The sequence below is a fragment of the Duganella radicis genome (assembly GCF_009720825.1).
GTDB classification, from domain to species: Bacteria; Pseudomonadota; Gammaproteobacteria; order Burkholderiales; family Burkholderiaceae_D; genus Rugamonas; species Rugamonas radicis.
The window spans coordinates 15,380-34,629 of sequence record NZ_WNKY01000057.1; the positions used below are offsets into that span (position 1 = coordinate 15,380).

At 64.4% G+C, this 19,250-nt stretch carries 23 protein-coding genes; 21 read left to right on the forward strand and 2 right to left on the reverse strand.

Going from position 1 to position 19,250, the window contains the following annotated elements; all coding sequences use genetic code 11:
• Window positions 1–2: 2 nt before the first annotated feature.
• The 21 genes from fliF (at window position 3) to GM676_RS28370 (ending at window position 17,760) form a co-directional block, all read left to right on the forward strand.
• Window positions 3–1,463 carry a flagellar basal-body MS-ring/collar protein FliF gene (gene fliF, locus GM676_RS28270; RefSeq protein WP_371866400.1) on the forward strand — a complete coding sequence of 487 codons (1,461 nt, stop codon included), beginning with the start codon at window positions 3–5 and terminating at the stop codon, window positions 1,461–1,463.
• A complete protein-coding gene (locus tag GM676_RS28275; protein WP_155467636.1) occupies window positions 1,460–1,960 on the forward strand; it encodes a hypothetical protein in 501 nt (166 codons plus the stop codon). The genes fliF and GM676_RS28275 overlap by 4 nt, the downstream gene beginning before the upstream one ends.
• Window positions 1,948–2,883, forward strand: coding sequence for a FliH/SctL family protein (locus GM676_RS28280; protein ID WP_155467638.1), 936 nt, complete (start codon window positions 1,948–1,950; stop codon window positions 2,881–2,883). The genes GM676_RS28275 and GM676_RS28280 overlap by 13 nt, the downstream gene beginning before the upstream one ends.
• Window positions 2,883–4,193 (forward strand): FliI/YscN family ATPase, encoded by a 1,311-nt coding sequence (locus GM676_RS28285; RefSeq protein ID WP_155467640.1) that lies wholly within the window; start codon window positions 2,883–2,885, stop codon window positions 4,191–4,193. Before GM676_RS28280 ends, GM676_RS28285 begins: the two co-directional genes overlap by 1 nt.
• A complete protein-coding gene (locus tag GM676_RS28290) occupies window positions 4,193–4,660 on the forward strand; it encodes a hypothetical protein (protein ID WP_155467642.1) in 468 nt (155 codons plus the stop codon). Before GM676_RS28285 ends, GM676_RS28290 begins: the two co-directional genes overlap by 1 nt.
• On the forward strand, window positions 4,650–5,687 hold the full coding sequence (locus tag GM676_RS28295; protein WP_155467644.1) for a hypothetical protein: 1,038 nt from the start codon (window positions 4,650–4,652) through the stop codon (window positions 5,685–5,687). Before GM676_RS28290 ends, GM676_RS28295 begins: the two co-directional genes overlap by 11 nt.
• On the forward strand, window positions 5,688–6,092 hold the full coding sequence (locus GM676_RS28300) for a flagellar hook assembly protein FlgD (RefSeq protein ID WP_155467646.1): 405 nt from the start codon (window positions 5,688–5,690) through the stop codon (window positions 6,090–6,092).
• 8 nt (window positions 6,093–6,100) lie between these two features.
• Window positions 6,101–7,297 carry a flagellar hook protein FlgE gene (locus GM676_RS28305; protein WP_155467648.1) on the forward strand — a complete coding sequence of 399 codons (1,197 nt, stop codon included), beginning with the start codon at window positions 6,101–6,103 and terminating at the stop codon, window positions 7,295–7,297.
• Window positions 7,297–8,103: a FliM/FliN family flagellar motor switch protein gene (locus GM676_RS28310; protein ID WP_155467650.1), complete on the forward strand. Its 807-nt coding sequence runs from the start codon at window positions 7,297–7,299 to the stop codon at window positions 8,101–8,103. Before GM676_RS28305 ends, GM676_RS28310 begins: the two co-directional genes overlap by 1 nt.
• The gene (locus GM676_RS28315; RefSeq protein ID WP_155467652.1) at window positions 8,093–8,428 is read left to right on the forward strand and encodes a FliM/FliN family flagellar motor switch protein; all 336 of its coding nucleotides are present in this window, start codon (window positions 8,093–8,095) and stop codon (window positions 8,426–8,428) included. The genes GM676_RS28310 and GM676_RS28315 overlap by 11 nt, the downstream gene beginning before the upstream one ends.
• Entirely contained in the window at window positions 8,425–8,817 is a 393-nt protein-coding gene (locus tag GM676_RS28320; protein ID WP_155467654.1) for a flagellar biosynthetic protein FliO, read from the forward strand. The genes GM676_RS28315 and GM676_RS28320 overlap by 4 nt, the downstream gene beginning before the upstream one ends.
• Window positions 8,814–9,581, forward strand: coding sequence for a flagellar type III secretion system pore protein FliP (gene fliP, locus GM676_RS28325; RefSeq protein WP_229262906.1), 768 nt, complete (start codon window positions 8,814–8,816; stop codon window positions 9,579–9,581). Before GM676_RS28320 ends, fliP begins: the two co-directional genes overlap by 4 nt.
• A 10-nt stretch (window positions 9,582–9,591) precedes the next feature.
• Entirely contained in the window at window positions 9,592–10,341 is a 750-nt protein-coding gene (locus GM676_RS28330; RefSeq protein WP_170304376.1) for a sigma-70 family RNA polymerase sigma factor, read from the forward strand.
• Window positions 10,342–10,388: 47 nt separating this feature from the next.
• Entirely contained in the window at window positions 10,389–10,976 is a 588-nt protein-coding gene (locus tag GM676_RS28335) for a tetratricopeptide repeat protein (protein ID WP_155467658.1), read from the forward strand.
• Between the two features lie 21 nt (window positions 10,977–10,997).
• Window positions 10,998–11,375 carry a hypothetical protein gene (locus GM676_RS28340; protein ID WP_155467660.1) on the forward strand — a complete coding sequence of 126 codons (378 nt, stop codon included), beginning with the start codon at window positions 10,998–11,000 and terminating at the stop codon, window positions 11,373–11,375.
• Window positions 11,376–11,390: 15 nt separating this feature from the next.
• Window positions 11,391–12,539 carry a tetratricopeptide repeat protein gene (locus GM676_RS28345; protein ID WP_155467662.1) on the forward strand — a complete coding sequence of 383 codons (1,149 nt, stop codon included), beginning with the start codon at window positions 11,391–11,393 and terminating at the stop codon, window positions 12,537–12,539.
• 30 nt (window positions 12,540–12,569) lie between these two features.
• Window positions 12,570–12,836, forward strand: coding sequence for a flagellar biosynthesis protein FliQ (gene fliQ / locus GM676_RS28350; protein WP_155467664.1), 267 nt, complete (start codon window positions 12,570–12,572; stop codon window positions 12,834–12,836).
• Window positions 12,837–12,839: 3 nt separating this feature from the next.
• Window positions 12,840–13,604 (forward strand): flagellar biosynthetic protein FliR, encoded by a 765-nt coding sequence (locus GM676_RS28355; RefSeq protein WP_155467666.1) that lies wholly within the window; start codon window positions 12,840–12,842, stop codon window positions 13,602–13,604.
• Window positions 13,605–14,690 carry a flagellar biosynthesis protein FlhB gene (gene flhB / locus GM676_RS28360; protein ID WP_155467668.1) on the forward strand — a complete coding sequence of 362 codons (1,086 nt, stop codon included), beginning with the start codon at window positions 13,605–13,607 and terminating at the stop codon, window positions 14,688–14,690.
• Window positions 14,690–16,747, forward strand: a complete 2,058-nt coding sequence (gene flhA, locus GM676_RS28365) for a flagellar biosynthesis protein FlhA (protein WP_155467670.1) — start codon at window positions 14,690–14,692, stop codon at window positions 16,745–16,747. The genes flhB and flhA overlap by 1 nt, the downstream gene beginning before the upstream one ends.
• Window positions 16,748–17,070: 323 nt before the next feature.
• Window positions 17,071–17,760: an integrase core domain-containing protein gene (locus GM676_RS28370; RefSeq protein WP_170304377.1), complete on the forward strand. Its 690-nt coding sequence runs from the start codon at window positions 17,071–17,073 to the stop codon at window positions 17,758–17,760.
• Window positions 17,761–18,306: 546 nt separating this feature from the next.
• Here GM676_RS28370 and GM676_RS28375 read toward each other — a convergent pair.
• Both GM676_RS28375 and GM676_RS28380 read right to left on the reverse strand, forming a co-directional pair.
• On the reverse strand, window positions 18,307–18,633 hold the full coding sequence (locus tag GM676_RS28375; RefSeq protein WP_155467674.1) for a hypothetical protein: 327 nt from the start codon (window positions 18,631–18,633) through the stop codon (window positions 18,307–18,309).
• Window positions 18,633–19,046: a type IV secretion protein Rhs gene (locus tag GM676_RS28380; protein ID WP_155467676.1), complete on the reverse strand. Its 414-nt coding sequence runs from the start codon at window positions 19,044–19,046 to the stop codon at window positions 18,633–18,635. The genes GM676_RS28375 and GM676_RS28380 overlap by 1 nt, the downstream gene beginning before the upstream one ends.
• Between the last annotated feature and the right edge of the window lie 204 nt (window positions 19,047–19,250).

Genomic DNA, 19,250 nt, shown 5'->3' on the forward strand with positions numbered 1-19,250 from the left:
ACGTGGCAGCAATAACAGAAACATGGAACCGCATGCCGGTGCGCGCGCGCGTCGGCCTGATCGTTGGCGTGGTCCTGATCGTCGTGTTGACGGCCGGGCTGGGCTTGTGGGCCTACCGCGCCGATGACCAGATTTTGTTCTCGGACGTGGCGCCGGCGGACGCGGCGGCGATGACGGCCGAACTGGACAAGATGAAGACCCCGTATCAGCTCACCGATGGCGGCGCCACCATCCTGGTGCCGAAGGACCTGGTCTACAAGACGCGCCTCAAGCTGATGAGCAAGGAGTTGCCGCTGCACGGCGCGGTCGGCTTCGAGGTATTCAACAATGCCGATTTCGGCATGACCGAGTTCGTGCAAAAGGTGAATTACCTGCGCGCCATCCAGGGCGAGCTGACGCGCACCATCCTGTCGATCGAAGAGGTCCAGGCGGCGCGCGTGCACCTGGCCTTGCCGGAGCAGGGATTGTTCAAGAAGACCCAGGCCAAGCCCAAGGCATCGGTGACGTTGACCATGAAGAACGGCAAGGCGCTGGCGCCGGAACAGATCGCCGGCATCCAGCGCCTGGTGGCCGCCTCGGTGCCGGATATCGCCAGCGGCGACGTGACGGTGCTGAACCAGCACGGCGTGGCGTTGACGCGCATGGCGCAGGGCGAGGCGGATGAGTCGGCGTTGGCGCTGCTGGACAGCAAGCGCGGGACGGAAGAGTACCTGCTCAAAAAGGTTACGCAGGTGCTGGACCGCAGCTACGGTCCCGGCCAGGCCATCGCCAGTGTGGACGTCACGCTCAACGCCGACCAGAGCAAGGTGACCACCGAGGAGGTGCTGCCTGCGAAAAACCCCGACCCCAACGCCAGCGCCACCGGCGTGGTGGTGCGCGAACGCAGCAGCGCCAGCGAAGCCGCCGGCGCGACCGCGCTGGCGGGCGGCGCGCGCGGCAACGGCACACCCGGCAACAGTACCAGCGAGTTCGATTACCAGGTTGGCCGGCGCGTCGAACAGGTGGTATCGGGCGGCGGCACGGTAAAGCGCATGACCATCGCGGTGGTGGTCAAGCAGCGTCTGGATGAGGAGCAGATTGCCAGCCTCAAGGAAGTGGTCGCGCTGGCGGCCGGCTTCAACCGGCAGCGTGGTGACGAGGTCGTGGTGTATTCCATGCAGGCGCTGGCGAATCCAGCGGTCGTGACGGCGCCGGCGACACCCGCCGCCTCAACCGGTGAGGCGGCTGTGGCGCCAGCGCCGGCTGCTTCCCCGGCGCGCCACGCCGGCAGCGGCCAGGTGGTGCCGGTGCTGGCGGGTCTGGCCGTGCTGGTGGTGCTGGGAGCGGCGGCGTTTGGCCTGGCCAGCCGCCGCGCGCCGGCGCGCGCGCGCCTGTCCGCCGCCGAGCGCGAGGCCATGCTGGGCAATGTAAAACAGTGGATCGCGGCGGCGCCGGATCAGCCTCCGCCAGGGAGAGGATTATGAGCGGCCATCGTCAAGCGGCGGCGGCGCTGCATGGATTGCTGGAGGAGGATCGCGGCCTGATCATCGCGCAACTGCCGCCGTCCGATCAGGACACGTTGCGCAACTATCTGGCCGAGCTGGATGCGCTGGGTTTTGACAGCACCGGGCTGGACTTGGGCATCGCGCCGGCGCCCGCGGCGCCGGATCTGGCCACGGCGTCGGCCGCCACCATGTACCGTTTGCTGGAGGCCGAACCGGCCAGCCTGGTGGCCCAGGTCCTGGCCGCGCGCCAATGGCGCTGGGCCGATGGCATGCTGGCCTTGTGCCCGCAGGCCCGCCGCGAAGCGATCCGCGCCGTTCCGCTGAGGCAGGCTCCGGCGCGCACGCGTTTTGTGCTGGAGGCGCTGGCGGCGCGGCTGGCCGAGGATGCGGCCGCGGCAGGCGAAGCGAATGGACGCAAGGCAAGCGCCTCGCGCCTGCCTTCCTTCTTGCGTCGGGTGGCGGCATGGCGGCGATAATTCCAGCGGCGGCGCTGTCCGGCGCGAGCCGCCAGTTGCGCCGTCCGGGCGCGGCCGCGGTTGTCGCCGTGCCGGCGGCCGTGATCGCGTCACCACCATCAGCGCCGGTCGCGTCGCCGGTGATCGCGCCACCGCCATCTGCGCCGGTCGCGCCGCCGGTGATCACGCCGCCACCACCGCCGGCGCCGGTCGCGCCGCCGGTGATCACGCCGCCACCACCGCCGGCGCCGGTCGCCCCTCAGCCGAGCGATTTGCAGCGTCAGGCGGTCTTGCTGGACGAGCAGGCGGAGGCCCTGCGCCTGCGCGCGCAAGCGCTGACCACGGCGGAGGCTGAGCTGGACCAGCGCCAGGCGGAGCTGGAGCGGCGCGAACAGCAGTTGCAGGCCGGCCAGCGCGAGCTTGCGGAAGAAGCCGCCGCCATCAAGGCGGACGCCGAGCGGCGCGGTCTGGCGCAAGGCCAGCAACAAGGCGAACGCGAGGCGCAGGAGGCGGTGCGCGGCCAGGTCGAACGCTTGAGCGGCGTGGTGCGCGCCTTGCAGCAATCGAAGCGCACCCTGCTGGAAGAAAACCAGGACATGCTGGTCGAGATTGCTTTTGCGGCGGTCTGCCGCGTGCTCGGCACGCAGCTTGTGAGCCGCGACGGCATCGCCGCCATGGTCGGCGGCCTGGTCGATGGCGAGCATGCGCTGGACAGGATCACCGTGCGCCTCCACCTGCGGGACGCCGAACTGATGACCGCCGAGGCCGGCGACGCCGATCCGCGCCTGATGTTCCAGGCCGACGCCGGGATCGAGCTGGGCGGCTGCATCGTGGACAGCCCGCGCGGCACCCTGGACGCGCGCCTGGAATTGCAGCTGCACCAGCTGCGCGCGGCGCTGGCGGACGTGCGCAGGCAGCAAAGCAAATCTGAGGCGCCCATCTGATGCAAGCGTATCTGGACGCCGTGCGTGCCGCCGAGCTGACCCGTCGGGTGGGGCGCGTGCTGGGCATCTCCGGCCAGCGCATCGAGGCCAGCGGCCCGGACGCGGCGATCGGCGAAGTCTGCGAGGTGCAGGCCGAGCCCGGTGTGCCGCCCATGCTGGCGGAGGTGGTGGGGGTGGCGCCGGGGCGCGTGATCCTGATGCCGTATGGCGACACGCGCGGCATCGGCGCCGGCAGCCCCATCGTCGCCAGCGGCCAGCCGCCGGGCATGCGGGTGGGCAGCGCCTTGCTGGGACGGGTGATCGACGCCTTCGGCGTCCCCATCGATGGTGAGGCGGCGCCGGCGGCGGCCGAGGTGCGCAGCCTGTTTGCGCCGCCGATTAATCCGCTGACGCGGCCGCGCATCGGCACCTTGCTGGAGACCGGGGTGCGCGCCATCGACACGCTGCTGCCGCTGGGCTGCGGCCAGCGCGTCGGCATTTTCGCCGGCAGCGGCGTTGGCAAGAGCACCCTGCTGGGCATGCTGGCGCGCGACGTCAAGGCGGACGTGAATGTGATCGCCCTGATCGGCGAGCGCGGGCGCGAGGTGCGCGAGTTCGTGGAGAAAAGCCTGGGCGCCGAGGGATTGAAGCGCAGCGTGGTCATTGTCGCCACCTCGGACCAGCCGGCGCTGGTGCGGACCCGCGCCGCCCATGCCGCGACCGCGGTGGCGGAATATTTCCGCGACCAGGGCAAGCAGGTGTTGCTGATGATGGATTCGATCACCCGCTTTGCGATGGCGCGGCGCGAGATCGGCCTGGCGGCGGGCGAGCCGCCGACCGCGCGCGGCTATACGCCGTCGGTGTTTTCCGAGATCCCGGCGCTGTGCGAACGCTGCGGCACCACGGATTCGGGCGGTGCGATCACCGCGCTGTACACGGTGCTGGTGGAGGGCGACGATTTCAATGAGCCGATCGCCGACATCGTGCGGGCCACGCTGGATGGCCACATCATGTTGTCGCGGACGCTGGCGCACGAAGGCCATTTCCCGGCGATTGACGTGCTACAGAGCGCCAGCCGGCTGGCGTCCGACCTGGCCAGCCGGGACGAGCTGGAGCTCATGTCGGCGGCGGTGGAGTTGCTGGCCACCTACGAACGCAATCGCCAGATGGTGGAGATGGGGGCGTATCGCGCCGGCAGTAGCGCGGCGATCGACCGCGCTATCGCGGTGGCCCCGGCCTTGCGCGAAGTGTTGCGTCAGTCGGTGGTGGAATCGACGGCGCGCGCAACGGCCTTGCAGCGGTTGCGTGCCGCCGTGAACGGGGGAGTGTGATGGCGGCTGGCCGTTTCCGCTATGCGCTGGAGCCGATTGCCTCGCAACGGCAGTGGGCGCTGGATGCCGTGCTGCTGGAGCTCAGCGAGCACAATTTCACGCTGGCCCGGCGGCAGGAGGAACTGGCGGCGCTGGTCGACAGGATGGCGCAGGCCACAGCAGCGTTGCGTGCCCAGGCTGAGTCGGGCGCGATGTTGCAGGTGGAGCGCCACGGACTGTGGCTGCGCTATCTGTCGGACCAGCATGGCCAGGTGCGCGGCCTGGAGCGGATCATCGCCGACCTGCTGGAAGAGCGCGACGGCATCATCGACAAGGTGGCGTCGGCGCAAAGGGCGGTCGATGCAATGCGTGAGCATCGCGATGAAATGCGCCAGGCGTTCAGCAAGGCGCGCGCCAGCGCCGAACTAAAGGAAGTTGACGATCAATGGAATGTATTGCAGGCAGTGAGGGGAACTGATGGCGATTAATGTAGAAGACTACGGCGCACTGGACACAGGTTCCGGCCGCCGGCGGCTGCAAACGGATGCACGCCAGGGACGCTGGCTGTATGAACTGGAACATGCCATGTTGCAGGGGGCGAAAAAAGCGGCGCCGCAGGACGAGTCCCAGCGCGAGGCGGCATTGCCGGATGAGTCGCCGGCCTTGCCTGGTGAGCGCAAGGGAGAAGCCGGCGGGCGTCGCGCGCAGCATGATGTTGATGATCGGCGGGCTGCGCCGACGGCTCGAAGCGGAGTGCTGACGCAGGCGACGCCATTGCAAGCGGCGGCGCCAAACGGAGTGCGGACGCAGGCGCCGGTGCAGGAACCATCACAGCAGAAACGTGCCGTCACTGGTGGGAAGTCGGCGGAGGTTGGAGGCGCCGGTGTGGCAACCAAGGCGGTGCCGCGCGCCACCGCCGCCGGCGCGCTGTTGCCAGGCGTTTTGCTCGCGGACGCGCAGGCGAAGCAGCAACAGCAACAGCCGGCGATCCCTCCGGTGTATCTGGCTGCCGCGCTCCCCGTGACGGGCAGCGCAGGCATAGGGGAAACGGCGACGGCCGCAACCGGCGCCACGCGGCCGGCCACCGCGGCCGCGGCCGCGCTGAAGCTATCGCTGGCCAACGCCCGGCCTGCGGCGTCGCAGCCGGGGGCGGTGGCTGAGCTGGTGGAAGAGCAGCCGCCGTTGCCGGGCGCGCAGCCAGAGGCACATCCGAACGAGGAGTATGCGCAGCGTCTGCTGCATATCTACCGTGACGGCGCCGAAGTCCAGGCCTGGGTGCGGGACGCGGCGCTGACCCAGTCGCAGACCCAGGCCCTGGCGCAGAACCTGGCCGGGGAGCTGGGCAGTACAGGCGCCCAGCTGGCGGCGCTGACGGTGAACGGCCGGCGCGTCAGCCTGGGCCGCGCTGAAAAGGCCAGCCCGGAAACGGACGCTTACATGAACGAGACGGCGCAGAGCGGGCAGGAAAGCAGCCAGCGGCCGGTGTGGAAAATTAACGAAAACGGAGCATTTTAAATGGCTATCAGTTCCAGTGCGGCGGTCGGCAGCGGCACCTTGTCGCAATCGAGCAATATCGGTATTCAGGACTTCCTCAAGATCCTGACTTCCCAGCTGAACAACCAGGACCCGCTCAAGCCGGTCGATAACCAGGAGTTCGTGGCGCAGATCGCGCAGTTTGCCACGCTGGAGCAGAGCCGCCAGTTGAATGCCAAGATCGATCAGTTGCTGAACGTGCAGTCCTCGGTGCAATCGGTGGGCATGCTGGGCCGGACTGTCGACGTCAATCAAAACGGCTTTCTGGTTTCCGGCAAGGTGGCGGCGCTGGATGTGTCGAGCGGCACGCCATTGCTCACCATTACGACCTCCACCGGCTTCCTGAACAACATCGACCTGTCGCAGGTTGTCACTATCCGCCCATAAGGAACATCATGTTTGATACGCTATATATCGGCACCTCCGGCTTGCTGGGGAATGCCAAGGGCCTGAAAGTGGTCAGTAACAACCTGTCCAACGTCAACACGCTCGGTTTCAAAGGCTCGCAGCTGCAATTCTCGGCCTTGTTCGAGCAGGGCGGCGGCGTGACCGATGGCCAGTCGCAACAGCAGGAAACCACCGGCCAGGGCGTGACCACGCTGGGCTCTTCCATTAATTTCCGTGCCGGCAACGATCAGACCACCGGCAGCCCGCTGGACCAGGCGATCAGCGGCAACGGCCTGTTCGTGGTGCGCCGCGACGACGGCGCGATGGTCTACACGCGCGCCGGCAATTTCCAGTTCGACGGCAAGGAAAACCTGATCGATGGCAGCGGCCGGCATGTGCAGGCGCTGGACAAGGACGGCAAGCTGGCCGACGTCACCCTGGACCCGCTGGGGCACAGCGCCGCCAAGGCCACCAGCACGGTCAGCTTTACGGGCAACGTCACCAGCACGGTGGCCACGCCGCCCGTCGATGTCACCTTGAATGGCGTGGTCATCATCGATCCGGCGGGCGGTCAGCACACGCTGAATCTTTCGTTCAAGAATATGGGGGCGGGCAGCTATACCGTCACCGTCACCGACGCGGCCGCCGCAGCCACGGCCGCGCCGCTCGGCACCGGCACGATCAAGTATGCGGCGGGCGTGCCGGTGACCGGATCGAGCACCGTCAGCATCCAGTACGCGACCACCGGTGTGACCGCTTTCCCGATCACGCTGGACTTCGGCAAGAGCGGCAACTCGTCGTCGGCCTCCGACCTGAAGTTTGACCAGCAGGATGGCTATACCTCGGGCGTGCGTGTCGACCAGACCATCGATGCGGACGGTACCGTCAGCGTCAGCTATTCCAACGGCCAGAAAGTCAAGGGCCAGCGCCTGGCGCTGGCGCAGTTCGCCAGCGAGAACGACCTGGAGCAAAGCAGCGGCGGCGCGTTTACCAGGCGCGCCAATGGCGAGGTGCATTACGGCTACGCGGGCAGCGGCAATTACGGCAGCCTGGTGTCCGGCCATCTGGAGGGGGCCAACGTCGACCTGGCCGAGGAATTCAGCAACCTGATCGTGATGCAGCGCGGCTACCAGGCCGCTTCGCACGTGATCAGCACCGCCAACGACATGATCCAGGAATTGTTCGATATGAAAGGTCATCGTTGATGCGCCACCAGCCCTATGCGCTGCTCGGCGCGAGCCTGCTGGAGCGTGTGCACCGGGCCGCCGACGCGGCGATCGAACGCTGGTGCGGCGACTGGGGCGCGGCGCGCGGCGACCTGGTGCTGGAGTGCGTGCGCGCCTGGGACGGCGCCCAGCAACTGCCAGCCCAAGCCACGTGGCGCGCGCCCTGGGCGGATGGCGACGCAAGCGTGGCGCAGGCCTGGGAGGCCGATATGCCGGCACAGGTGCAGCGTCTGTTGTTCGGCGCCGACCGCCAGTACGCGCCGGTCGCGATGGCGGCGCCGATCGCGGCCGACGCCGGCCGGGCCGCCTGGCGCGATCTGCACCGCGCGCTGCTGTCCGCCCTGTTGCCGGCGGGCGTGGCCGCCGGGGATGACAGCGCGCCGCCGCCGGCCGACTGGCGCTACGCCTCCGGGGCTGTCCTGCTGGTGCTGCGGGTCGCCAAACAGGCATGCTTCCTGCTGCTCAATCACGCGGCAGTGCTGCGGCACGCGGAACCGGCCCAAGGCGTCGTACCGTTGGCCTCCCTGAACTACACGGCGTTGCTGGGGGATTTGCCGCTCAAACTGCCGGTGCGGCTGGGCAGCGCCCAGGTTGACCTGGGCAGCCTGGTGCGGCTGGCCGTTGGCGACGTGATCCGGCTCGATACCCTGGCCGACCGCGCGCTCACGGTGCGCAGTCATGCCGGCACGGCCCTGTTCGACGGCTATCTGGGCCGGGTGGACGACAATATGGCGCTGGAACTGGCGCCGCTTGAACTAAACGATGGAGTAAAGCATGAGCAGTAAACATATTTCCAGCAGCGTGGTGGCCGAGCTGGTCGACCTGGCGGAACTGGCGCCGCCGCCGCCGGCGGGCGCCGCTTTATTGGGCGGCAACCTGCGTCTGCTCGATGGCGTGCAGGTCAGCTTGAACGTGATGGTCGGCGAGGCTCATACCACCGTGGGCGAACTGATGGCCTTGCAGGCATCGTCGTTGCTGAAGATCGACCGCAAGGCCGACTATCCGGTGGACGTGATGCTGAACGGCAGCGTGGTGGCGCGCGGTCAACTGGTGGTGGTGGACGACAACTTCGGCGTGCGCATAACCGAGATCGCGCAGGCGCAGGCATGAAGCACTGGTTGCTCGGCGCATTGCTGATGAGCGCCAGCCAGGCCGCGCGCGCCGAAGGGCCGGCGGCGCCCATCCCGTACAAGCAGGATGCGGCGGTGGCCGCCGCCGCGCTGCCTGGCGGCGCGCTCGGGGTGCTGATCTTGTCGGGCCTGGCGATCGTGGTCGTGTACGTACTGCGCAAGCGTCTCAATCTGCAAGCGCCGGGCAAGGGCGGAGCGCGCCATCTGCGGGTGCTGGAAACCCAGCGCCTGGGACCGCGCACGCTGTTGTCGGTGGTGGAGTTTGCCGGCAGCCGGTATCTGATCGCGCAAAGCGAACAGGGTGTCACTTGCCTGGCGTCGGCGCCCGACGCTGCCCAGCCTTTCCCGGCAGGCGAGGGGGCGGCATGATGAAGATTCGTTTGCGCCATCTTGGTTTGGGCGTCTTGCTGCTGGCGGGCGCGGCCACGGCCTGGGCCGCGGCCGACACCACGGCGCTGTCGCTGCCGGGCTTGCAGGTGCGGGTGGCGGACGGCGGTGGTTCGGCGCAGGTGTCGTCGGCCGTCAAGATTCTGCTCGGCCTGACGGTGCTCAGCCTGGCGCCGGCCATCCTGATGTCGATGACCTCGTTTATCCGCATCGTCATCGTGCTGTCCATGCTGCGCCACGCGCTGGGCATGCAGGAAACCCCGCCCAACACCGTCATCATCAGCCTGGCGCTGTTCCTGACGTTGTTTACGATGTCGCCGGCTTTGCAAGAAATGAACAGCAAGTCCTTCCAGCCGTATATGGCCGGGAAAATCGGCACGGAAACCGCGGTGGGGCGCGCCGCCACGCCGCTGCGCGAATTCATGGTGCGGCAGACGCGCGAACAGGATCTGGCGCTGATGGTGGAGCTGGCCAAGGCCGAGCAGCCGAAGAGCATGGACGACATCAGCATGGTGCAGCTGATCCCTGCTTTCATGCTGTCGGAGTTGCGGTCTGCGTTCCAGATCGGCTTTGTCATTTTCCTGCCGTTCCTGCTGGTCGATTTAATCGTGTCAAGCGCGCTGATGGCGCTGGGCATGATGATGGTGCCGCCGGCATCGATCTCGCTGCCGTTGAAGATACTGATGTTTGTGCTGATCGACGGCTGGAACCTGGTTGTGCGTGCCTTGTTGGGCACCTTCTCCTGAGACGATGGCGATGGGCGCGGGCTTGAATATCGACATGGACGAGGCAGCGTTGCTGTGGGCGGAGTTTACCCACGGCCGCAATGCCAGCGTGCGCGAGCGCCTGGCCGCCCTGTACATGCCGTTCGCCCGCATGCTGGCCGCGAAGATGTACGCCGGCCGCACCCATCATCATGTCGAGTTTGACGACTACCTGCAATACGCCCGGGTCGGCCTGCTGGAAGCGGTGGACCGCTACGACGTCAGCCGGGGCTACAAGTTTGAAACCTATGCCGGCAGCCGTATCAATGGCGCTATACTCAGCGGTATGGAGAGCTATAGCGAGGTGCACGAGCAGGTCGCCGCGCGCAAGCGCATTGTCGAGGAGCGCATGGCCTCTTTGCAGGACGCGCCGCGGCCCGCCGACAAGCAGGAAGACTTGTTCGGCTACCTGGCCGAACTGGCGATCGGCCTGGCGGTGGGGTTTGCCCTGGATCAGACCGGCATGTTCGAGGCGGCCGAACCGGCGGTCTCCCATTACGATTACACCTATGCGGGGGTGGAGCTCAGGCAATTGCGGGCGCGCCTGAAAAGTCTGGTGAATGAGCTGCCTGGCAAGCACCGGCAGGTGATTCATAGCCACTACCTCCAGCAAATGCCATTTGATGAGATCGCCCGCGCGCTTTCGATAAGCAAAGGGCGGGTTTCGCAAATACACAAGGAAGCTTTGCTGCGCCTGCGTGACAGCGTGCGCGCGGCGCCGGAACTGAACTGGAGCGGATAGCGTGTCGCCTGCCGCCCCCCACACCGACTACTATCAATGGAACGATCATGACCAATAACACCACACTTGCCATGCTGGATCAGCCCGAACTGCAACAGCTGGCCATCAATGCCAGCACGGCGGGCGATTCGGCCAGCGCCATCGCTTATCTGAAAGAAGCGGTGTCGCGCGCCGACGCCACGGCGATCGCCCACTATTTGCTGGGGGCGGAATATGCCCAGATCCAGATGTATCCACGGGCCATCGGCGAAATGGAGGCCGCGATCGCGCTCGATCCGGCCTTGTCCATCGCGCGCCTGCAACTGGGCCTGCTGTGGCTGGGGGCGAATGACAACGCCCGCGCCGCCGATGTGCTGCAACCCCTGACCGAACTGGCGGACACACAGGCGCTGCATCACTTTGGCGCCGGCTTGCTGCATCTGATCCGGGAAGAGAAGGCCGAGGCCGTGTGCAGCCTGAATGCGGGCGTGGCGCTGAATACCGCCATTCCGCCGCTGAACCTCGATATGCAAAAGATCGTGCAGCAGCTGGAACAGGACCTGCCGGCGGCCAACGACGCCCCCCAGGCGGCGCCGGCCGCCACGGACGACGGCCAGCATATCTTGCTGTCGGCCTACACCGGCCTGCGTCATTGATGCGATGACGGGAGCGTAGCCATGGCGTCGGCAATCGGTTCGGTCAATCAACTGGTTAAGGTCATCCAGAGCCAACTCGCGCAGCGCGGGGCGGCGGCCCCTGCCGGCAAGCGGGGCGAGCTGGCACAGCAAGCGCGTACCCAGCGCTATGCCCCGGAAAACCTGAGCGCGCTGATTGAATTGCGCGTGCGACAGATCGCCCGCGACGACCCGCAGCGCGGCCGCAAGGTTTTCCGCGTCTTCCTGGAAGCGGTCTTGCTCTCGCATTTCGGCGAGCATCTGGTGAACGATCCCCGTTTTTTCCAGATGGTCGATGATATACAAGTGGCGATGGAAAGCGATGCCGCCTGCCGCGAACTGGTCAACCAGGCGATAGCGCAATTGCTGGCGGAAGTTTAATAGCTTGGAGAATGTATGAGCGAAGTAATGCAACAACTGGAGCGCAGCGAGGCCTATCTGGCGGTCGATCCGGACAACAAGGAATTGCTGGCGCGGGTCGTCGACCTCAGCCTGGCCGCAGCCGACCACGCCAGGGCCGAGCGCCATGCGCTGGCGGCGCTGCAACGCTATCCGAAGGACGCCTATTTCCTGGCGCGCCTGGGCCAGGTCTATCTGGCGCAGCAAAAATGGCGCGCCGCCGAGGAGGTGTTCGCGGCGCTGTCGGCCCGCTATGCGGACATCAATCTGGCCTACAATCTGGCGTACGCCCTGGTCTGGCAACAGCGCCACGCGGAGGCCTACGCGGCGCTTGAGCCGCATCTGGCCGCGCCGGAACTGACGGCGCCCATGTTGACGCTGGCGGTGCGCGCGCTGCATCACATGGGGGAGGGCGATCGCGCCATCACGCTGGGCGAGGCACGGATGGAGCGCGGCCGCGACGACGCCGACTTCCTTTCCGCGCTGAGCCTGGTCTGTCTGGACGCCGAACGCCTGGAGCAGGCCGAACAGCTGAGCGACGCGGCCATGACGCTGCGCACCCAAGGCGCGGATGCGTCGGCCGTCCCGCTGGAGGCGCTGGTCACGGCGGGCTCGCTGGCCTTGGCGCGTGCCGATGGCGACGCCGCCACCAGCCGCTTCCAGCAGGTGCTGGCGCGCAATCCGGCGGAAGGCCGCAGCTGGTCCGGGCTTGGCACGGCCAGCCTGCTGAAGCGCGATAACGACGCCGCGCAACAGCAACTGGAGCAGGCCGTGAAATACATGCCGGGACACATCGGCAGCTGGCACCTGCTGGCATGGAGCCGCATTTTCGCTGGCCGTCTGGACAAGGCGCAGGCGGCGTTCCAGCAGGCGCTGGACCTGGACCGCAATTTTGGCGACAGCCATGGCGGCATGGCGGTGGTGCAGGCCATGCAGGGCGCGCGCGAGCAGGCGCAGGCCAGCATCGACCGCGCCTTGGGCCTGGACCGCGACAGCCTGTCGGCGCGCTACGCGCAAATGATACTGGCTGGCCAGACCGAGGACCCGGAGCGCTTCCGCGCGCTCGCCATGCGCCTGCTGTCGTCGCGGCAGGCGGCGTTCGGGCGCAGCGTTGGCGAACTGCTGGAGCAATATGAATCCAGGTAAAACCGCCGTTCGCGCGGCGCGGAGCTCGTCATGAGGCCGGACCTGGCATTGCAGTTGCTGGGCGAGCTGCTGTGGACCGGCCTGCTGATCTCGGCGCCACTGCTGGCGGTGACGCTGGTGGTCGGCTTGCTGGTCAGCGTGATCCAGGTCGTCACCCAGGTACAGGAGGCCTCGCTCACCTTCATCCCCAAGCTGATCGCGGCGGTGGTGGTGCTGGTGGTGTGCGGGCCGTGGATGCTGAAACGGCTGGTGGGCTTCTCCAGCACGCTGATCGCCAACATCCCGACCTACTTCTGACGCATGAGCATCGATATCGATCCGCGCTGGATGCTGGCGGTATGTTGCACCGCCGTGCGGCTGGGCGCGCTGATGCTGCTGTCGCCCATCTTTACCAGCCTGGGCGGGCTGGTGACGGTGCGCGTCCTGCTGACCCTGTCCCTGAGCGTGCTGCTGGTCTCGGGCCTGCATACCGCCTTGCCGGCGGCCGTGACCGACATCGTTCCGCTGATCCTGCTGGCGCTGGCGGAGCTCGTCACTGGCCTGACGCTGGCTTTTGGCGTGTTTGCCGCCTTCGGCGCGTTCGCGCTGGCGGGCAAGATCCTGGACGTGCAGAGCGGTCTCGGCCTGGGCAGCGTGTACGACCCGGTGACCCGCGGCGGCGCTCCGCTGTTCACCACCCTGCTCAACATGGCGGCGGTGGTGGTGTTCTTCGGATTGGATGCGCATCACGCCTTGCTGCGCGGCTTCGCCTACTCGCTGCAACAAGTGCCGCCGGGCTCGGGTTTTCATGCGCTGGACATGGAGCCGGTGCTGCGCCAGTTCGGCCTGATGTTTTCGCTGGGCGTGGCCATGATCATTCCCGTCATGCTGTGCCTGTTGCTGACGGAAACCGGTCTGGCCGTGGTGTCGCGCGTGCTGCCGCAGATGAATGTGTTCGTGGTGGGCGTGCCGGCCAAGATCGTGGTCGGGCTGGTGTTGTTTGCCATGACGGTGGGGGCGTTGCAGCCCGTGATGGCGCGTGTGTATGAGTCGATTTTTATTTATTGGGAACAGGTGCTGACGTAAATGGCAGAGCAGGACGCCGAAAGATCGGAACAGGCCACGCCCCACAAGCTGGAAGAGGCGCGTAAAAAGGGTTCGGTCGCCCGCAGCATGGACTTCAACGCGATGTCGATGATGGCGGCGCTCGCCGTCACGCTGTACGCCACCGGCTGGGATGGCGTCCGGCAGATGTTGGTGATGCAGCAGCGGATACTGGGCGCGGCCAGCCGCCACGCCTGGAGCGTGGAAGCGGTGGCCGGCTGGATGGGCCAGCTGATGACGGGCATGCTGCACGTGCTGGCGCCGCTGTTCATGACCTTGCTGGTGGTGGCGGTATTGAGCAACCTGGTGCAGACCGGACCGATTTTCAGCCTGCATCCGCTCAAGCCCGACCTCGATAAGCTGAACCCGATGACGGGATTCAAGCGCGTGTTCTCCATGCGCACCCTGTTCGAGTCGGCCAAGAGCATCGTCAAGCTGGCGATCCTGGGCATCGTGGTCTACATGCTGGTGCGCGACACCATCCCTGGGCTGATGAGCTTGTCCGCCATGCCGTCCAAGGGCTATCTGCGCCTGGTGCTGGCACTGGTCGGGTCGCTGCTGGTCAAGCTGGTGCTGACCTTGTTGTGCATCGCCTTGATCGATATCGGCTTTACGCGCTGGGAGTTCGCCAAGCGCATGCGCATGAGCAAGCGCGACATCAAGGACGAATCGAAGAACCGCGATGGCGACCCGCGCATCCGCGCCCGCATCCGCGACTTGCGCAAGGAAATGCTCAAGCGCAGCCAGGCGGCGGCCAAGGTGGAGCAGGCCGATGTGCTGATCACCAATCCGACCCGGCTGGCGGTGGCGCTGAGCTACAGCCACGGCAAGTCGGCTGCGCCGCAAGTGGTGGCCAAGGGCGCCGGCGAACTGGCGCGCAAGATGCGCGAACTGGCCGGGCGCCATCATATTCCGGTGGTGCAGAACCGCGCGCTGGCGCGGGCGCTGTTCCGCGAAGTTGATTTCGACGGCTATGTGCCGGAGAAACTGTATCCGCAGGTCGCCAAGATCATGGTCTGGGTTTATGCAATGCGCGAAGCGAAGCGCGCTACGAAAAAGGTGGTTTGATGTTGTCTCTACGTCGTGTTTTTAACAGCAATACCGATCTGGTGATGGCCTTGCTGGTGGTGGGTATCCTGACGGTGCTGTTCGTGCCGATTCCCTCGGGCGTGCTGGATTTCCTGATCCTGACCAATGTCAGCTTCGCCTTGCTGATACTGCTGCTGACGTTCTACATCGGCCGGCCGGTGGAGTTTTCCACCTTCCCGTCGCTGCTGCTGATCGCCACGCTGTTCCGCCTATCCTTGAACGTGGCGGCCACGCGCCTGATCCTGTCCGACGCCGACGCCGGCCGCGTGATATCGGCCATCGGCTCATATGTGGTCGGCGGCAATTACGTGATCGGCATGATCGTGTTCCTGATCCTGGTGGTGGTGCAGTACGTGGTGGTCACCAGCGGCGCCCAGCGCGTGTCGGAAGTGGCGGCCCGCTTCACGCTGGATAGCATGCCGGGCCAGCAGATGAGCATCGACGCCGACCTCAACATGGGCTTCATCGACCAGGAAGAGGCCAAGCGCCGCCGCAAAATGCTGGAAAAGGAAAGCGGCTTCTACGGCGCCATGGATGGCGCCAGCAAATTCGTCAAGGGCGACGCCATCGCCGGCATCGTCATCATGCTGATCAACATCATCGGCGGCCTGGTGATCGGCGTCATGCAGATGGGCATGCGCTGGGACCAGGCGTTGCAGACCTTCACCCTGCTGACCGTGGGCGACGGCATCGTCACCCAGGTGCCGGCGCTGGTGATCGCGGTGGGCACCGGTATCATCGTGACCCGCTCGGCGTCGGACGGCAACCTGAGCGCGGAAGTGCTCAAGCAGATCACCTCCTTCCCCAAGACCATGTTCATCGTGGCGGGGGCGCTGTCGGTGGTGCTGATACTGCCCGGCATACCGCCGCTGCCCGTGCTGTGCCTGCTCGCATTGATGCTGGCGGTGGGCGTGGCGATGCTGCGCAAGAAAAACAGCGAAGACGATCCGGCCGCGACGGAAGAATCCGAGGCCGAGGAAAAAGAGGGCGAGAAAGACGCCTACGACATGCTCAAGGTCGAGCCGGTTGAAGTGCTGGTCGGCGCCAACCTGGTGCCACTGGTCAGTGGCGAAAAAACCGTCTTCATGGAACGCATCGCCGCGATCCGCAAGCAGTACGCGCTGGATTCCGGCATGGTGCTGCCGCGCGTGCGCTTCCGCGACGCCCCCAGCCTCGGGGCCAACGCGTATGAATTGCAAGTGTTCGGCGTGCCGGCAGGCAAAGGCGAGATCATGATCGACCGCACACTGGCCATCCACGCCGGCGGCGACCAGCGCACCATCAAAGGCATCGCCACGCGGGAGCCGACCTACGGCCTGCCGGCCATCTGGATCGAGGATACGGAACGCGAGCTGGCGCGCGCGGCGCGCTACACCCTGGTCGATGCGGCGACCGTCTTCATCACCCACCTGAGCGAAGTATTGAAACAACAGTCCGCGCAGCTGCTGACGCGCACCGAGACCGACAAACTGTTGCAACGCATCCGCCAGCAGCAGCCGGGGCTGGTGGAAGAACTGATCCCGACCATCCTGTCGGTCAGCGACGTGCAGAAAGTGCTGCAAAACCTGCTGCGGGAAAAAGTCTCGATCCGCAACCTGGAGGTGATTCTGGAGTCGCTGGTCGACATGGCGCGCAACAGCAAGGACTTGGGCTATCTGACCGAGATCGTGCGCCAGAAGCTGGGCGCGGCGATCTGCCAGGCCTTGCTGGGTGAGATGACGGCCCTGAGCGTATTGACGCTGGACCCGGGCGTGGAGCAGGTGCTGCTACAGAGTCTGCGTAGTGTAGAGCAGGGCAGCAACATGGCGATTGAACCACGCTACGCCGAGCAGCTGCAATCGCGCCTGGCGGCCGAATCGGAGCGCATGATGAAGGCGAACATGCTGCCCATCCTGCTGTGCGCCCCCGACCTGCGCCGTCACGTGCGATCGCTGTCGGAGCGCATGATTCCGCATATGCGCATCCTGTCCATGGCGGAAATCCCGAACACGGTTAACCTAAAATCCTACGGCGTAGTGAGCCTGCCGATCGCTTAGCTGGCATGACATCGAGCACACCTCGGGTGCGGCTATTAAACATTTCATGCCATGTCTGGATAAATTGGTATCTGCGTTCTCGAACCGCCACCATGATTTCCAGCTCAATATGCGCACTCGCTTGTTTAATCGCCGTGATCTTGTGTTGCTTGTATGTTGATCGACAAAGTAAGCGGCGGTGCCTTGGTCATCGACGGTTTAAGGCGGAAAGCGATGTGACAGTCATCTCATCAGGGCTACGCCCGAGGAAGGCGGAATGGGTGCGGAGCAGCGTACTGGAATTGCATGAGCTTCACGGTTTATCGCATCGTAAGTTGGCCGCTATGTTCAACCAACTGTACTTTGCCCACACAGGCGTTTCGGTAGGACGTACATGGGTACGTGAGCTGTTGATCAAGAAGGCTCATGCGGCTTTGCACTGCCAGCATGCGCTAAAGCATCAAGTGCCGATGCGCGTGCCGAATAATCGGCAATGGGGCATCGACACCACTTGCGTGACAGACCACGAGGGAATCCAGCATATTGTGTTGGGAGCGATCGATCATGGCAGCCGGCTTAACCTGATGTTACGCCACCTCAGGCGCTTCAATCGCTGGACTTTCCTTGGCGCCTTGCTGCTGGCCTTTGGCGAATTTGGCCGGCCGGATGCGATCAAGACCGACAACCATCCCGTGTTTCACAGCGCTGTCGTTAAATTACTATTGCGCTGGTGTGGCGTCAGGGTTCGCCATTCGCGCCCGGCGAGACCGTGGGAAAATGGTTATATTGAACGTCTGTTCGGCACCTTGAAACAGTGTCTTGCGAACTACCCGATAACGGGCCTGAGGCATTTGCGAACCGCATTGCCAGCTTTTCAGTTCTGGTGCAACGTCACGCGGCCGCACCAGCACTTGCAGGGACAAACGCAGCAACAGGCTTGGACGGGACTGAATCCATTTCAGGTCGGACCGCGTTCAACGCGCATGTTCTCGGCATGGGGCGGCCGTTTGCGAGGTATGGTGCTGCGCCACTAGCCTTCATTTTTAAATTGTTAAAGATCCGGACGGACGCGGGTGGCCGAGGGTAAGCTCGGCCATTCGTGTCCTTGCCGCCTGTTTTAAAGGCCGCCATCTACCGCATGCAGGTTTTTGGACCACGCGTGCTAACAAAAAATCAAAGATTCCGTCAAAAAAATGGGTCTTTGAGCACTCGAAAAACGGGTGTCCGTAGTGCGGACGGGACAACGCTTGCGGGGCATGGTGTTGCGCCACTAGCCTTCATGCTCGAATTGTTAAAGATCTGCACGGACGCAGGTGGCCGAGGGTAAGCTCGGCCATTCATCACCCGGCTGCCTGTTTTGAAGGCAGACATTTACCGCACACCGGCTTTTTTGGGCCTGTACGCGAACAAAAATCAAAGATCCCATCAAAAAAATGGGGTCTTTGGACACTTGAAAAACGGGTGTCCGTAGTGCGGACGGGACAACAAAAAATCAAAGATTCCATCAAAAAAATGGGTCTTTGGGCACTTGAAAAACGGGTGTCCGTCGTGCGGACGGGACACCCCGGCGCGCTGCGTGATTAGTAAGTAGTGATCACATAATTTTCGGGTGTGTGCCATGCAATGACGCGATAGCTTGTCGTCACAGCCCCTTGCTCACGATATAAATCCATGAGTTCTGCGGGACTCCAATCTCGCCCACTAGAAAACAGCGCACTCATTTCTACCAGCTTGTAAATGATATTTCGCCTATCCTCGTCGTCAACTATTTTCCGGACAAAATAAGCTCCTTCAGGATTGAATCCTAGAGCCAATAAAGCATTGGTATCACTAGACTCTCCGCCTCCGACCAAGGCTCGCTCTCCGGCGATATCAAGAACAACAATTTCGTTTTCAGGGAATTTCATTAAGGACCAACTTTCACTTTCAAAATGGTTTGAACCGCATGATTGTCAACGGTAGGAATGGATTGGATCACCATTTCAGGTGCTCCGCCTGGCAGATGGTTGCCAGCGCCAAGGAAGAATTGATTTCCCTCCATTGGGCTGTTCGCAAACATTCCTTGAATGCCCGTTACCTGTCGAATTTTAAATCCACCTTGAAGCGTTCCAGGCACAAGTCCCATATCCGCTTCAATTTGTGATGCAGTATTAGCAGGAACCGTAATGTTTGTCTTACCTGCCACATCCCCGAAGTAATCTATTACGCCGGCTCGATCCGACACAAAAGTACCATTGCGCCCAATTGTCGGGTATGCGTCCCAAGAGGTTGGGCTAATGTTATAACCCACATTATCCTGCAACATTGCTTCTTGCCGCATTCGGGCAGCCGCAATTGGTGCCGAAACTACATTATCTGAAATAGTAAATGATCCATCGGTTGCGAATGGCTCAATGAAGTGAATCGCCCCGGAAATTTAGGAGGCCGTTTGGTGTGAGTCAGGCGACTTAGCCTGCTCGGAAAGTTGTCGGTAATAGTTTGCCTCAGCTTCGGCCGGCGGTATATAGCCAAGCGGTTCGAGCAG

Coding starts and splice junctions, on each gene's coding strand:
- GM676_RS28275 (WP_155467636.1), top strand. CDS start 1,460: ATGAGCGGCCATCGTCAAGCGGCGGCGGCGCTGCATGGATTGCTGGAG.
- GM676_RS28280 (WP_155467638.1), top strand. CDS start 1,948: ATGGCGGCGATAATTCCAGCGGCGGCGCTGTCCGGCGCGAGCCGCCAG.
- GM676_RS28285 (WP_155467640.1), top strand. CDS start 2,883: ATGCAAGCGTATCTGGACGCCGTGCGTGCCGCCGAGCTGACCCGTCGG.
- GM676_RS28290 (WP_155467642.1), top strand. CDS start 4,193: ATGGCGGCTGGCCGTTTCCGCTATGCGCTGGAGCCGATTGCCTCGCAA.
- GM676_RS28295 (WP_155467644.1), top strand. CDS start 4,650: ATGGCGATTAATGTAGAAGACTACGGCGCACTGGACACAGGTTCCGGC.
- GM676_RS28300 (WP_155467646.1), top strand. CDS start 5,688: ATGGCTATCAGTTCCAGTGCGGCGGTCGGCAGCGGCACCTTGTCGCAA.
- GM676_RS28305 (WP_155467648.1), top strand. CDS start 6,101: ATGTTTGATACGCTATATATCGGCACCTCCGGCTTGCTGGGGAATGCC.
- GM676_RS28310 (WP_155467650.1), top strand. CDS start 7,297: ATGCGCCACCAGCCCTATGCGCTGCTCGGCGCGAGCCTGCTGGAGCGT.
- GM676_RS28315 (WP_155467652.1), top strand. CDS start 8,093: ATGAGCAGTAAACATATTTCCAGCAGCGTGGTGGCCGAGCTGGTCGAC.
- GM676_RS28320 (WP_155467654.1), top strand. CDS start 8,425: ATGAAGCACTGGTTGCTCGGCGCATTGCTGATGAGCGCCAGCCAGGCC.
- fliP (WP_229262906.1), top strand. CDS start 8,814: ATGATGAAGATTCGTTTGCGCCATCTTGGTTTGGGCGTCTTGCTGCTG.
- GM676_RS28330 (WP_170304376.1), top strand. CDS start 9,592: ATGGGCGCGGGCTTGAATATCGACATGGACGAGGCAGCGTTGCTGTGG.
- GM676_RS28335 (WP_155467658.1), top strand. CDS start 10,389: ATGACCAATAACACCACACTTGCCATGCTGGATCAGCCCGAACTGCAA.
- GM676_RS28340 (WP_155467660.1), top strand. CDS start 10,998: ATGGCGTCGGCAATCGGTTCGGTCAATCAACTGGTTAAGGTCATCCAG.
- GM676_RS28345 (WP_155467662.1), top strand. CDS start 11,391: ATGAGCGAAGTAATGCAACAACTGGAGCGCAGCGAGGCCTATCTGGCG.
- fliQ (WP_155467664.1), top strand. CDS start 12,570: ATGAGGCCGGACCTGGCATTGCAGTTGCTGGGCGAGCTGCTGTGGACC.
- GM676_RS28355 (WP_155467666.1), top strand. CDS start 12,840: ATGAGCATCGATATCGATCCGCGCTGGATGCTGGCGGTATGTTGCACC.
- flhB (WP_155467668.1), top strand. CDS start 13,605: ATGGCAGAGCAGGACGCCGAAAGATCGGAACAGGCCACGCCCCACAAG.
- flhA (WP_155467670.1), top strand. CDS start 14,690: ATGTTGTCTCTACGTCGTGTTTTTAACAGCAATACCGATCTGGTGATG.
- GM676_RS28370 (WP_170304377.1), top strand. CDS start 17,071: ATGTTCAACCAACTGTACTTTGCCCACACAGGCGTTTCGGTAGGACGT.
- GM676_RS28375 (WP_155467674.1), bottom strand. CDS start 18,633: ATGAAATTCCCTGAAAACGAAATTGTTGTTCTTGATATCGCCGGAGAG.
- GM676_RS28380 (WP_155467676.1), bottom strand. CDS start 19,046: ATGCGGCAAGAAGCAATGTTGCAGGATAATGTGGGTTATAACATTAGC.